Here is a 12,521-nt window from a genome sequence, read left to right on the forward strand (position 1 = left end):
CGTTTCGGGCAACGCTGTGGGTGTTCTTGGGAACGCTGTTTCCAAGGATTCATCGGCGGTGAACACAACGGTTGCTCCGGATGTAAACCAGAGTTCTAACCAAGCCCCAGCTGTTTCCGCTATCGACGGCGGTTTGCTTGGCGGTGTGGTTGGTGACGTGCTGGATAACGTTCAGGTGGCTGTTCCGGTCACTGTTCCGGTGAACGTTTCGGGCAACGCTGTGGGTGTTCTTGGGAACGCTGTTTCCAAGGATTCATCGGCGGTGAACACAACGGTTGCTCCGGATGTAAACCAGAGTTCCAGCCAAGGCTCTGGTTCCTCAACGGATGGTGGGTTGTTGGACGGTTTGCTTGGCGGTGTGGTTGGTGACGTGTTGGACAACGTCCAGGCGGCTGTTCCTGTCACTGTTCCGGTGAATATTTCGGGCAACGCGGTGGGTGTTCTTGGGAACGCTGATTCCAAGGATTCATCGGCGGTGAACACGACGGTTGCTCCGGATGTAAACCAGAGTTCCAGCCAAGGCTCTGGTTCCTCAACGGATGGTGGGTTGTTGGACGGTTTGCTTGGCGGTGTGGTTGGTGATGTGTTGGATAACGTTCAGGTGGCTGTTCCGGTCACTGTTCCGGTGAATGTTTCGGGCAACGCGGTCGGTGTCTTGGGCAATGCGCTTTCCACAGGTTCCACTGCTGTGAACACAGTGACACCAGGTACGCCGTCTCTGCCCGTCACACCGCTCACTCCGGTGTTACCGACAACCCCGGAAACTCCCACATTGCCCACAACTCCGCTAACCCCGCTTTTGCCGACAACGCCCACAGCACCAACAACCCCGAGCGCGCCGTCACTGCCGGCAACCCCGGCACTACCGCACAGCCCAGCCAACCCGGACGTACAGGCAGTACATGCTCCCGGTCTGCAAGCTATGGGGTCTGGTATTCAGGCGATGAGTAACGGGGCAACTGCCCAGCTGGCTTACACAGGCACCGGGTTGTGGCCGATCTTCGGGTCCATCGCGAGCCTCATGGTCGGTATGGGCTTGATGATGTTGCGTCGGGTCAGGTTCCAGGAAATCTGAGAATCTGGCTTGCAAAGATCCCACTGATCCCGCTTTTCGACACCAATCCTTGAACTCGCCAATCCCGGTGCCGAAAAGCGGGATCGCGACCATTTTTCGCGGGGCTTTCCCTTGACATGGTTCGCGGAGGCGGAAAGCATGAAGTGGTCCGAATAATTACGGTCCCGGCAACACTCCATTGAGGGAGTCACCATCATGACAACACAAGTTTTCATCAACCTGCCCACCGCAGACCTCAACCGTTCCAAGGATTTTTTCTCCGGGCTGGGATGGAAGATCGAACCCAACTTCACCGACGAAAATGCGGCCTGTGTAGTGATCGACGAGAATATCTTCCTCATGATGTTGACGCATGATTTCTTCGCCACGTTCACCGACAAACCCATTGCGGATCCAGCCACATCATTGCAGGTACAGACGGCACTGAGTCGATATAGCCGTGAAGATGTTGATGCATTGCTGGAAAAGGCGATTGCGGCTGGTGGCAGGGAGCCCCGGCCTGCTCAAGATATGGGCTTCATGTACTCCCGTGACTTCGAGGACCCTGACGGCAACTGGTTCAGCGTTTTGTGGATGGACCCGAGGGCTGCCGAGCAGGGTCCCGAAGCGTTTCTGTCGGAGCAACAGGAGAATTAGCCGAAGTTGAAGCGGCGGTTCTGTCGCTGGCCCAGATCCATGTCTGGACCAGCTCGGTCCCTAAGCTTCAATTACCGTGCGGTGTAGCCGCCGTCAACGACCAGCTCGGAACCAGTCATAAAGGCGGCGTCGTCGCTGGCCGCGAACAGGATGACGGCGGCCACATCCTCCGGGCGGCCGAGGCGGGCCATGGGAGTGGTTGCGGTCAGAAGCTCGCGGTCTGTTTCGCCCAGAATGGGAGTCTCAATGAATCCCGGGTGCACCGAGTTAACCCGCACGCCCTCGGTGGCCCAGCCGAGTGCGGTATTTTTGGTCAGTGTCCGCACGGCTCCCTTGGCAGCCGCGTACGCAGGTGAAGTGCCAAAGCCGCCGACGATCCCGAACATGGAGGATACGTTGACCACTGCACCGTTCCCGGACGCCTTCAATGCTTCCGCAGCTGCCTTCTCGCCAAGGAACACGCTGGTTTGAGTCACAGCGACCACCTTGTTGTAGGTGTCCAAGCTGGTGACTTCAATGGGTTCGTTGTCGCCAATGCCAGCATTGTTGACCAGTACATCGAGTCGGCCAAACTCGCCGAGGGTGAAGGCCACGGCACTGGCCCAGCCCTCTTCGCTCGTCACGTCCAGGTGAAGTGCGCGAGCAACGCCACCGGCTGCTTGTATCTCAGCAACCACTTCATTAGCTAACTGGTCTTGCACGTCGGCGACGACGGCGCTGCCACCCTCGGCTGCGAAGCGCACAGCCGTGGCGCGTCCGATGCCACTAGCGCCTCCGGTGATGATGCCAACACGTCCAGCAAAGCGGTTCATTGCTTTCTCCTCATTCATGTGGGCCACGCCCGAGCATGGCAATCAGAAAATTCTAACTATCCAACACTTGTTGGATAGTCCCTAGGTTACGCTTGAACAGCCAAAAAGGCCAGACATGATGGTCTGCATCACTAAGTGGGGGAGGGTTGCGTGAGCGCACACTCAGAGGGGAACGAAGGGTCTTTGGTCGTAGATAGTTCTGCAATGGACCCCCGAGCGCTGCGTAGTCGTGAGCAACTGGCGGCGGCGATTTTGTCATTGGCGGAGGCGTCGGACGTTGACACCTTGACGGTCGCGCAGGTAGCCACAGAGGCAGGGGTCAACCGCTCCACGTTTTATCAACATGCCGCCTCGCCGGCGTCACTGCTGCGATCAGTCCTTTCCGCGGAACTGGACGTGGTGCGGGCTGAGCATCTGGAGGCAAGCGGAGACATCGCAGTGGCTTTGGCGGAACTCACGCGCGGCGTCGTGGCGCATATCGATGCACGCCGAGGGGTCTATCGGCAGGGACTAGAATCTGGCGGCGGTGCCGCAGCATTGCATTCCATGCTCGGGGCCCACTTTGAGCGCTCAGCGCTGCTGCTCATTGAGCATCGCGACATCGTGGTTCGTGGAGTGACCGGCCGGCCGGTTCCTACGGCCATGATGGCCAGATTTCTTGCTTATGCGGTAGTCGGAGCCTTCGAAACCAGGATCCTGGAGGTTGAGCCACGCCCGGAAGAAGACTTTATGGAGGATTTACGCGCGCTGATGCCGCACTGGTGGCCCATAGCCTAGCGCTGCGAAGTAGCTCGAGCGGAGCTGTGCATTAGCTGGCTAGGACCTGTGTGGAGTCTTCCCAAATCTTCTCGCGGGTTTCGCTCGCACCCACTTGCGCCGCATTCCAATTCCACGTGCCGCTGACCAGTCCCGAGGGAAATAGCTGCCCGCCGGGCACCTCGCGGACAGCGGATAGCAGTGCTTCGAGCTCCGCGAGGCCCAGATACGCACCGAACGGCATGATAATTCGGCCCGGATCATCACCTCGCTGCGGGGTCCCAGGCACCTTTTTCACCATGCCGGCAGGAGCGGCAATGGTGGCCTTTTGGTCCACTCCGATGCAGAGAAAGATCCCGCTCTTGGCCCCGTCAGCATAAAGTCGCCGGCGCAACCCCGTGCCCATGAGCGCACCAACGCCCCTGCCAATTGTCGGCCGGTCCTCCGTTAAGTTCAGGCGGTACGCCATTGCTTCCCCGAGTAGGCCTCCGCTGGAATAGTGCTCCTGTTCCGCATTTGCGTACAGGCAGGTGATTCGATCGTAGGGAAGAACGACGTCGGCCAAGGTTAGGCCATGTGGGTTGACCTCGATGACCGTGGTGCCGTCGGCAGCCAGGAACAGCTCGGCCCGCCGTTCCATGCGGCGAATCCACAGCTTGGTAAAAAAGGGTACGGACACGAATGCTCCGGCTACCGCAAGGACTCCGGCGGTGCTGGTTAATTCTGGGATCCAGATCAGGCCGACGGTGAGGATAATGACAGTCAAAATTCCGAAAATAACAAAGAAGCTGAGGGTCACCGATCGGTGGGTTTTTCGGGCGAGCTCAATCCTGCTGGCGGTGGTGAATAGCGTGAGCGCCGGGCCATCAAAATCTGCGTTCTCCATGATGCCCACATTATCGCCAGTTCAGGCGATATTTCTCGACGGACGTTGACGGCTCAGTTCCACCCTGTGCTATTGTTATTGTCAAGTTGATAATAACAATCATCGGAGGCATTATGACAACGCTCATCGACTGGCTCAACGCCACGGCATTCACCTTGCTCGCCAACCCCGTGAGCTGGGTTGAGGTCATCGGCTTCGTCACCGGTGCCGCCTGTGTCTGGGGAGTAGCCCGGCAGAAGATCTGGAACTGGGGAATCGGCATCCTGAACAACATTGCGTTCATGATCCTGTTCCTCGGTGCCGGCCTGTACGGTGAAACGCTCCTGCAGATAATCTTCGCTGCGATTGCCGTCTACGGCTGGCTCAAGTGGTCGCGCGGAGCCAGCGGAGAAGCTGGGAGCAACGATCTGCCTGTCCGCAACGCAACGCGAGCCGAAATCGGGACCGGAGTGACCGCCGTCGTGCTCGCCACGGTGGCCATCGCCTACCTCCTCCACGCCGGGACGGATTCGCAAGTCCCCATCCCCGACGCGTTCGTGCTGGCCGCATCGCTCGTGGCCACCTACGCTCAAGCCAAGAAGATTTTCCAACACTGGTACGTGTGGATCGTGATTGACTTGGTCTCGATCCCGCTCTACTTCAGCCGCGGACTAGCCCTGACCGCCATCCTTTACATAGGTTTCCTCGCACTGTGCGTCTACGGCCTGGTGGGCTGGAACCGCCTCCGCACCACGGCAAACACCGTCAACAACCACATGGCAGGAGTCTGAAAATGACCACGAACGCACTCGTCATCGGCAAGTTCTACCCGCCCCACGCCGGCCACCGGCTCCTGATCGAAACGGCCGCTGCCGGCGCCGACCACGCCTACGTCCTAGTCCAGGGGAGTCGCTTTGAAACGCTCACCGCGACGCAGCGTGCGGACTGGTTGACAGAAGAGTTCGACGGCGCCAACGTCACCATCCTGCCGGTCCGCAACGACTGCCCCGAAGACTACGCCAGCGATGAGATTTGGACCGCGCAGCTGGAGAACATGCGCTGGGCGCTCAAGGCTCACGGCGTGGAGAAGATCGACGCCGTCTACACCTCGGAAAGTTACGGCGACCGCCTGGCCGCAGCCTTCAACGCCGTCCACGTCCTCGTCGATCTAGCCCGGGCAACCCACCCCATCAGCGGCACCATGTGCCGCGAGGAGCTGACTGGGAACTGGCAGCACCTGGTGCCGGCGGCCCGGCGCGGACTGGCTGTACGGGTCATTGTGGTGGGTGCGGAATCGACCGGAACCACCACGCTCAGTGAAGACTTGCGGGCACATTACCGCCAACAGTTCCCGGAACTCGCCGACGTTCCCGAGTACGGCCGCTACTACACCTATGAGTTGCTCGAGGCTTTGCAGCTGAGGAACCCCGACGCAACCGTGGCGGATCTGGTCTGGACCGATACCGATTTCGGCATCATCGCCAACCGCCAAAATACACTGGAACAGGCAGCTGCTGAAGCCGCCCCGCTGGTCATCGCGGACACCGACGCCTTGGCCACCACGCTCTGGGAACGCTACTACTTGGGCGATGGCAGTTATGGAGCGTACGACGCCCAGGCTCACTTGCCCCGCCGCGACGTGTACCTGCTGACCGATCACAACGGTGTCGATTTCGAGGACGACGGCTGGCGTGAAGGCGAACACCGCCGCCCCGAAATGACCGAATGGTTCAAGGAAACGCTCACCGACGAAGGTCATTCGTGGATCCTGGTCACCGGCAGCCCCGAACGTCGCGTCGCCACTGCCACGGCCGTCATCGACGCCATGCTGGCCCAGCAAAATACCTTTACCTCGCCTGCTTGGCAGAGCCGGACTGTTCTGGAGGTCGCAGCATGAACCGCCCCGAGGATGGTGTTGAGATCTCGACAGGCTCGACCACCGAGGCAGACTTTCTAGCTAGCTACGACCCCGCGAATTTCCCTGCCGTGGCGGTGACCGTGGACCTGGTGGTCTTCGCGGTGGTCAACAAGGTGCTCCAAGTGGCGCTGGTTGAACGCGGCGCCCCACCGTTCCTGGGCAGATGGGCTCTCCCCGGGGGATTTGTGGGACCCGCAGAAGATGCCCTAGCGGCCGCGCACCGGGAACTCGTTGAAGAAACCGGACTGGATCTGGGCACGCACCGCGTGTTCGTAGAACAGCTGGCCACCTTCAGCGCACCGCACCGGGATCCGCGCATGCGAGTGGTCTCGGTGGCGCATCTGGTCCTTCTGGCTGGAAACGGCACTAGCGTGCCGGACTTGATGGCTGGCACGGACGCGGCCCGCGCCCAGTGGCTGCCCGTCCATGAACTGGATCTGACAAGTCTGGCTTTCGACCATGCAGATATCCTCGCTGCCGGGCTGGAACGGCTGGCTGGAAAAATGGAATACACCACCATCGCCGCGCAGTTGGTTCCGAAAGAATTCACGCTTTCGGCGCTCCGAGACATCTATACAGCGGTGTGGCAGACGGATCTGCCGGCTGGAAACTTCACCCGGAAAATGCGCGCATCCTTGACCCCCACGGGAGCAAAGGTGCAGGCGGTGGGGGCTCCGGCGTCGCTCTTCACGGTAGGAAGCGAATGGATTTCCCCGCCTTGGTCCCGGCCCGGAAGCTGAGTCTGGAAGGCGAGGGGAGCGCACCCGGTGGAACCTTTCCACAACCGCCTCCGTTGAGCTGGACAAGACCTGCAAAGCTGGGAGAATTTGATAAAGGACCGGATTTTCACTGCGGTCTGGATTGGCAAGGGGGGACACCATCGAAAGTCAGGCCGTGGAAGTCGCGCGAAGTGCAGTTGAGGAATCACGATTCCAGGAACAAGCCCTCCAGGAGGCCGCGCAAGCCATCCGCAACACCATTGTGGGCAGGCTTCACGACGACGGTCTGAACCACCACGACGTCCAGTTCCGGGTCAAGAAGCCCGAGTCCGCGGCCGAAAAGATGAGACGCCGCGGCGATGACGGCGAACTGAAATACCCCGGAGGGCTGGCGAATCTTGATGACTTGATCGGGGTGCGCGTCATCTTGTACGTGGAATCGGACATTGACGCGGTGGCGATCGCTCTCACCAGCCAGTTCATCTGCCACGACGACGAAGACAAAACGGCCATGATGCGTAAAAACGGCGGTATTGGTTACGCCGGACGGCATCTGACGCTGGAAGTTCCTGCCGATCATCCGCCCACCAACTGCAAGGAATACACCGGCTACCGTTTCGAGGTGCAGATCCGCACCGTCCTCCAACACGCTTGGGCCGAATTTGAGCACGACATCCGTTTCAAGGGTTCCAGTGGTGACAATGCCGAAATCAGCCGTGCCTTCACCATGGCCTCAACGCTGATTGAACTGGCAGATCAGCAGTTCGTGAACATCGCAGACACCCTCAAGCGGCTGCAGTCTGAGGGTGCCCTTGAGGCCGTTGCGGAGGCTCAGCCGCTCGACGCCGGATCCCTCCAGGGAGTGTTGACCCGCGCCTTCCCGCAGTACCGCAGCAGCAAGGAAAACCAGTACGACTGGATGGTGCACGTGCTAGCCGCCAACGGGATCGACACCGTCAGCGCGGCCGAGGAATGGTTCCGCTCCATTGACCCGTATCAGGTAGCCAAACTCATGGAATACCGGTTCAATCCAGGCCAGGTGCGTATCGCTGACGACCTGCTGCTGCAGTCCTTCGGCGAATCGTATGTGGACGCCACGAAGTCCGTGGGTAGCGATAGGAACCGTGAATCCAAGCTACGTTCACGTCTGCGCCGACTCCGCACCGAGTGGGATAGCCAGCAGGAAGACTGAGCTGGGCTCAGCCCTGTTGTGCGGCCCATTCTGCGACGCGCGCGCCGCTTTCCGCTTCGGAGATGTCTTCCACGCGGGTCATGATGGACCAGCGGACGCCAAAGGGATCGCGGATGCTGGCAAAGCGGTCGCCGACTGCAGGAGGCTGCCGAGCGCGTCCGAACGCATCCAGATGTCGATTTGGCTGCCGTGGCCGCAGAGCTTGGCTACGCAGACCAAGCGCATCTGACTCATGATTTTCGATGCGTCCTGGGCATCACTCCCAGCAGCTACCGGCGAGATTTGTGACGGTGCATGAACCCGCATGACCGGGCACGTCGGAACCCTTGAGCCTGCCCGGAACCGGTTCCTAACCTTGGGAAATGACAAAAAACCCAGCACAAAAAAATCCTGACCAACCCAGCCCTGACACCTCAAAACCTTTGCGAACAGTCCGGATAGAGGCAGCTAAAAAGCAGCGCCGGAAGCTACGTGGGGTGGAGGTTGTGGCCCTCGCCGCGATTGTTGTCCTGCTTGGCGGGGGTGCGGCCGTGGCCACCGCAGCCGCCGTGGCCAGCAACAACAAGGGCTCTACGGAGAATGCAGCGGACGTTGCCGGACCCGCAGCCGAGCTTCGTCTGGGCTATTTTCCCAATGTCACCCACGCGCCCGCCCTGATCGGTGTCAACAACGGCATTCTGGCCAAGAATCTGGGGGCCACCGCCCTGAAAACGCAGCTGTTCAACGCCGGCCCATCAGCCATCGAGGCGTTGAATGCCGGGGCCATTGATGCCGCCTATCTGGGTCCCAACCCGGCCATCAATTCATTCGTCAAGAGCGGCGGCGAGTCGCTGCGCATCATCGCCGGTGCCACCAGTGGCGGGGCGCAACTGGTGGTGAAACCGGAGATCACCTCGGCGGATCAACTCCGCGGCAAGGTCTTGGCCACCCCGCAATTGGGTGGCACCCAGGACGTGGCGCTGCGTTCATGGCTCGCCAGCCAAAATCTGGCCCCCACGCCCAGCGGTGGCGGAGACGTAACCATCAACCCCACCGATAACGCCAGTACGCTGAAACTCTTCCAAGAAGGAAAGATCGATGGCGCCTGGCTGCCGGAACCGTGGGCCTCGCGCCTAGTGCTCGAAGCTGGGGGCCAAGTTTTGGTCAACGAAGCCGAGCTGTGGGAGCAGGGTGAATTCGCCACCACCATCCTGATTGTCAGCAAGACCTTCCTCGAAGCTCATCCGGAAACCGTGGGCGCCCTGCTGGCAGGTAATGCCGAGTCCATCGATTGGCTCAACGCCCATCCTGCCGAGGCCCCTGGGCAGGTCAATGCGGCGCTCAAACAGGCTGCGGGCAAAGAGCTGCCCGGTGATGTGATCGAGAGGGCGCTCTCTGAACTCGACTTCTCAACCGACCCGCTGGCCCGCACCTTCCCCAAATTGCTGGCTGACGGTGTCACCGCCGGAGTAGGAAAACAGGCCAACCTTTCGGGCATCTTCGAGCTGGGACCACTGAATAAGATCCTGACAAAAAATGGTAAAACTGCTGTCTCCGCAAGTGGCCTGGACTGACTGTTTGGGACCGCGGCAAGCAATGTGACGTTGCGTGAACTACCGTGACCTCGAGTGTCCCGTTCATTGAAGCGGCCGCTGCGCTTTCCCTACCGTTTGACTATGAGTACACGGGAAAGCCATCAGGACACGCAGCCAAGCCCGCCGCTGCCAGCTCAACCGTTGCGGCTCAAGCGTGTCGTTGCCGGCGAGAAGGCCAAGCACAAAATTCGTGGCCTGGAGATCCTGGTAGTCACCGCACTGGTTGCCCTCATTGGATCGGGCGCGGCCGTCGCCAGCGTCAACGCCAAAAGTGCCGGCGAAGAATCTGCTGCCGCAACGTCCACAGCCCCGGCCGAGGTTCTCAACCTTGGCTACTTCGGAAACATCACTCACGGACCCGCTCTGGTGGGCGTGGAACAGGGCCTCTTCGCCAAGGATCTGGGCGCCACCACGCTGGAGACCCAGGTGTTCACCACGGGCCCGGCCACGATTGAGGCGCTCAACGCCGGAGCCATCGACGCCGCGTATCTGGGCCCCAACCCCGCATTGAACTCCTTCGTTCAAAGCGGTGGCGAGTCCATCCGAATCATTGCTGGCGTGGCATCGGGCGGGGCACAGTTCGTGGTCCGCCCCGGCATCAGCGAGGTTGAGGGCCTTCGCGGGAAGACCATCGCCACCCCGCAGTTGGGTGGCACGCAGGATGTGGCGTTGCGCAAGTGGCTGGCCGATCGCGGACTGGAAACCAACACCTCCGGCGGCGGCGATGTGACCATCACCCCCACCACCAATGCTCAGACGCTGCGTCTGTTTCAAGATGGAAAGATCGACGGCGCATGGGTCGCCGAACCGTGGACCTCGCGCCTGGTACTCCAGGCCGGGGCCAAGGTACTGGTCAATGAGGCCGATCTCTGGGACAAAGGCGAGTTCAGCACCACCGTGCTCGCCGTGAATAAGAGCTTCTTGGCGGAACATCCCGAAACTGTTGAGGCTCTGCTGAGAGGACATGTGGATTCCGTCAAGTGGCTCGATGACAACCCTAGGGAAGCAACCACAGTTATCAATGCGGCGCTCAAGGTAGCTATTGGCCAGCCACTGGAAGATGACGTGATTGCGCGGTCCATCTCGGAACTGAAATTCACCTCCGATCCGCTAGCAGCCACCTTCCCCACACTGCTGGACCATGGCGTGAGTGCGGGCGTTTCAAAACCCGCAGACCTCAACGGACTCTTCGATCTGACGTTGCTGAACAAGGTACTAAAAGCTGCCGGCGGAGAACCCGTCACGGCGGCAGGATTGGGAACACAATGACCAAGCTGTTGATAGCAGGGCAGGAAGCTCTCACCCGCGAAGTGCGGAACGCCGACGCTGAAAGCCGGGCACCCGCCGTCGTCCTTGAGAACCTGGGCAAGCGCTTTGGTGCTGGCGCCCCCGTGCTGGATGACGTCAATGCCACGGTCTATCAGGGCGAGTTTGTGGCCCTGCTGGGGGCTTCGGGTTGTGGGAAATCGACGCTGCTAAACATCATTTCCGGGCTCGATGTGCCCTCTTCCGGTGCCCTCGAGGTGCCCGAGGAGGGTGCGGCATTCATGTTCCAGGACGCCTCCTTGTTCCCGTGGCTTAGTGCGCGCGGCAACGTGGAAATGGCGCTGAAATTACGTGGTGTGGGGCATACCGAACGGAGGGTTCGGGCCGCCGAACTGCTGGATTTGGTGAACCTGGGCCACTCCATGGACAAACGCCCGCACGAGCTCTCCGGCGGTATGCGCCAACGCGTGGCACTCGCTCGATCGCTGGCGCAGGATAAGCCGCTGCTGCTCATGGATGAGCCGTTCGCTGCGCTGGATGCCATCACCCGGGACCTGCTGCACAACGAGCTGGAACGGGTCTGGAAAGAGACCGGCCGGACCATCATTTTTGTTACTCACAACGTCCGCGAGGCCGTGCGTCTGGGGCAGCGCGTCTTGCTGCTGTCCTCTAGGCCGGGACGCGTGGTGGCCGAATGGAACGTATCCGAGGAACACCGCACGGACGCCGGCGCGGCCGGTGCGCTCACCGCCGACATCACCACCCGATTGCGCCAGGAGATCCGCAAACATGCCTGAAACAGTAACGTCGCCGATGATTAAAAGCGGCACTGAAGAGGAAATGCGGTCCCTCGAAGCAGGGCTTGACTCACTGCAATCCGAGGCCGTTGAAGGCCGCGGGATCGATTGGTCCCGGGTGTTACTGCCGCTGGCCGCGTTCATCGTGGTGCTGCTGGCCTGGCAGTTCTATGTTTCGCTGGGGCTGCGCCGCCGTGATCTGGTCCCCGGACCGTTGGATGTGCTCGGTTCCCTTGGCGCATTGTGGGGTGAAGGGACCGCCCAAGAGGCTGTTTGGACGTCGCTGCAACGGGGCATCATGGGCTTCGCTATCAGCATTGTGGTGGCTACGCCTATTGGTTTGCTGCTCTCGCAGGTGCGGGTGTTGCGCCGGGCGTTTGGGCCGCTGATATCCGGGCTGCAGGTCCTGCCATCCGTGGCATGGGTACCGGCCGCCATCATCTGGTTCGGACTGACCGACGCGACCGTTTACTTTGTCATGTTCATGGGCGCCATCCCCTCCATCATCAACGGACTCATTGCCGGGGTGGACCAGATCCCGCCGCAGTACCGTCGCATGGGCCAGATCCTTGGTGCTTCGCGGTGGGAGATGGCCGTCAACGTGGTGCTCCCCGCCGCATTGCCCGGTTATGTTGGTGGGCTCAAGCAGGGCTGGGCGTTCTCATGGCGGTCGCTGATGGCTGCCGAGATCATTGCCATGGGCGGTTCGCTCGGCTTCGGGCTGGGTTCGCTGCTAGAACAGGGCCGCCAGCTCTCAGACATGGGGATCGTCATGTCAGCCATCTTGATCATTTTGTTCGTGGGCATCTTGGTGGAACTGGTGGTGTTTGCCCCCGTGGAAAAGCGCCTGTTGCGCGGTCGGGGCTTGTTGGCCGGCAGCACCCGCTGACCGCTGACTTCGGTCTCTTCGG

13 protein-coding genes and 2 pseudogenes are annotated in these 12,521 nt (G+C 60.7%); 12 read left to right on the forward strand and 3 right to left on the reverse strand.

Going from position 1 to position 12,521, the window contains the following annotated elements; all coding sequences use genetic code 11:
• Both AB0P14_RS13280 and AB0P14_RS13285 read left to right on the forward strand, forming a co-directional pair.
• The coding region (locus AB0P14_RS13280) for a chaplin family protein (protein WP_363842992.1) at positions 1-1,075 on the forward strand (1,075 nt) is incomplete at its 5' end.
• 195 nt (positions 1,076-1,270) lie between these two features.
• Positions 1,271-1,711 carry a VOC family protein gene (locus tag AB0P14_RS13285; RefSeq protein WP_363842995.1) on the forward strand — a complete coding sequence of 147 codons (441 nt, stop codon included), beginning with the start codon at positions 1,271-1,273 and terminating at the stop codon, positions 1,709-1,711.
• Between the two features lie 71 nt (positions 1,712-1,782).
• Here the strand turns inward: AB0P14_RS13285 and AB0P14_RS13290 are convergent, their stop codons facing one another.
• A complete protein-coding gene (locus AB0P14_RS13290; protein ID WP_363842998.1) occupies positions 1,783-2,523 on the reverse strand; it encodes an SDR family oxidoreductase in 741 nt (246 codons plus the stop codon).
• Positions 2,524-2,673: 150 nt separating this feature from the next.
• On the opposite strand from AB0P14_RS13290, the gene AB0P14_RS13295 reads away from it, so the two are divergent.
• Positions 2,674-3,300: a TetR family transcriptional regulator gene (locus AB0P14_RS13295; protein ID WP_363843000.1), complete on the forward strand. Its 627-nt coding sequence runs from the start codon at positions 2,674-2,676 to the stop codon at positions 3,298-3,300.
• Positions 3,301-3,331: 31 nt separating this feature from the next.
• Here the strand turns inward: AB0P14_RS13295 and AB0P14_RS13300 are convergent, their stop codons facing one another.
• Positions 3,332-4,165, reverse strand: a complete 834-nt coding sequence (locus AB0P14_RS13300; protein ID WP_363843002.1) for a hypothetical protein — start codon at positions 4,163-4,165, stop codon at positions 3,332-3,334.
• A gap of 113 nt (positions 4,166-4,278) precedes the next feature.
• Between AB0P14_RS13300 and pnuC the strand changes: the two genes are divergently transcribed.
• The 4 genes from pnuC to AB0P14_RS13320 all read left to right on the forward strand — a co-directional run bounded on the left by pnuC (position 4,279) and on the right by AB0P14_RS13320 (position 7,973).
• Complete coding sequence (gene pnuC, locus AB0P14_RS13305; RefSeq protein ID WP_363843005.1) at positions 4,279-4,935, forward strand: nicotinamide riboside transporter PnuC; 657 nt, start codon at positions 4,279-4,281, stop codon at positions 4,933-4,935.
• 2 nt (positions 4,936-4,937) lie between these two features.
• Positions 4,938-6,041, forward strand: a complete 1,104-nt coding sequence (locus AB0P14_RS13310) for an AAA family ATPase (protein ID WP_363843008.1) — start codon at positions 4,938-4,940, stop codon at positions 6,039-6,041.
• Positions 6,038-6,802, forward strand: a complete 765-nt coding sequence (locus AB0P14_RS13315) for an NUDIX hydrolase (protein ID WP_363843011.1) — start codon at positions 6,038-6,040, stop codon at positions 6,800-6,802. The genes AB0P14_RS13310 and AB0P14_RS13315 overlap by 4 nt, the downstream gene beginning before the upstream one ends.
• A 154-nt stretch (positions 6,803-6,956) precedes the next feature.
• Positions 6,957-7,973, forward strand: a complete 1,017-nt coding sequence (locus tag AB0P14_RS13320; protein ID WP_363843014.1) for a hypothetical protein — start codon at positions 6,957-6,959, stop codon at positions 7,971-7,973.
• A 7-nt stretch (positions 7,974-7,980) separates the two neighbouring features.
• Here AB0P14_RS13320 and AB0P14_RS13325 read toward each other — a convergent pair.
• A pseudogene (locus AB0P14_RS13325) lies at positions 7,981-8,106 on the reverse strand (VOC family protein); the annotation flags it as partial.
• Here AB0P14_RS13325 and AB0P14_RS13330 point away from each other — a divergent pair.
• From AB0P14_RS13330 to AB0P14_RS13350, 5 genes and pseudogenes are all read left to right on the forward strand, one after another.
• A pseudogene (locus tag AB0P14_RS13330) lies at positions 8,103-8,261 on the forward strand (helix-turn-helix domain-containing protein); the annotation flags it as partial. The pseudogenes AB0P14_RS13325 and AB0P14_RS13330 sit on opposite strands and share 4 nt — an antisense overlap.
• A 74-nt stretch (positions 8,262-8,335) precedes the next feature.
• A complete protein-coding gene (locus tag AB0P14_RS13335; RefSeq protein ID WP_363843017.1) occupies positions 8,336-9,526 on the forward strand; it encodes an ABC transporter substrate-binding protein in 1,191 nt (396 codons plus the stop codon).
• Positions 9,527-9,628: 102 nt separating this feature from the next.
• A complete protein-coding gene (locus AB0P14_RS13340; protein WP_363843019.1) occupies positions 9,629-10,816 on the forward strand; it encodes an ABC transporter substrate-binding protein in 1,188 nt (395 codons plus the stop codon).
• Positions 10,813-11,610: an ABC transporter ATP-binding protein gene (locus AB0P14_RS13345; protein WP_363843022.1), complete on the forward strand. Its 798-nt coding sequence runs from the start codon at positions 10,813-10,815 to the stop codon at positions 11,608-11,610. Before AB0P14_RS13340 ends, AB0P14_RS13345 begins: the two co-directional genes overlap by 4 nt.
• Positions 11,603-12,499, forward strand: coding sequence for an ABC transporter permease (locus tag AB0P14_RS13350; RefSeq protein ID WP_363843025.1), 897 nt, complete (start codon positions 11,603-11,605; stop codon positions 12,497-12,499). The genes AB0P14_RS13345 and AB0P14_RS13350 overlap by 8 nt, the downstream gene beginning before the upstream one ends.
• The last annotated feature ends 22 nt before the right edge of the window (positions 12,500-12,521 follow it).

The organism is Specibacter sp. NPDC078709 (assembly GCF_040686795.1).
Taxonomy (GTDB): Bacteria; Actinomycetota; Actinomycetes; order Actinomycetales; family Micrococcaceae; genus Specibacter.

Bases quoted from the DNA above. Each gene is read 5' to 3' on its own strand.
- AB0P14_RS13335 (WP_363843017.1), top strand. From the start codon at position 8,336: ATGACAAAAAACCCAGCACAAAAAAATCCTGACCAACCCAGCCCTGAC.
- AB0P14_RS13290 (WP_363842998.1), bottom strand. From the start codon at position 2,523: ATGAACCGCTTTGCTGGACGTGTTGGCATCATCACCGGAGGCGCTAGT.
- AB0P14_RS13310 (WP_363843008.1), top strand. From the start codon at position 4,938: ATGACCACGAACGCACTCGTCATCGGCAAGTTCTACCCGCCCCACGCC.
- AB0P14_RS13300 (WP_363843002.1), bottom strand. From the start codon at position 4,165: ATGGAGAACGCAGATTTTGATGGCCCGGCGCTCACGCTATTCACCACC.
- AB0P14_RS13350 (WP_363843025.1), top strand. From the start codon at position 11,603: ATGCCTGAAACAGTAACGTCGCCGATGATTAAAAGCGGCACTGAAGAG.
- AB0P14_RS13285 (WP_363842995.1), top strand. From the start codon at position 1,271: ATGACAACACAAGTTTTCATCAACCTGCCCACCGCAGACCTCAACCGT.
- pnuC (WP_363843005.1), top strand. From the start codon at position 4,279: ATGACAACGCTCATCGACTGGCTCAACGCCACGGCATTCACCTTGCTC.
- AB0P14_RS13315 (WP_363843011.1), top strand. From the start codon at position 6,038: ATGAACCGCCCCGAGGATGGTGTTGAGATCTCGACAGGCTCGACCACC.
- AB0P14_RS13340 (WP_363843019.1), top strand. From the start codon at position 9,629: ATGAGTACACGGGAAAGCCATCAGGACACGCAGCCAAGCCCGCCGCTG.
- AB0P14_RS13345 (WP_363843022.1), top strand. From the start codon at position 10,813: ATGACCAAGCTGTTGATAGCAGGGCAGGAAGCTCTCACCCGCGAAGTG.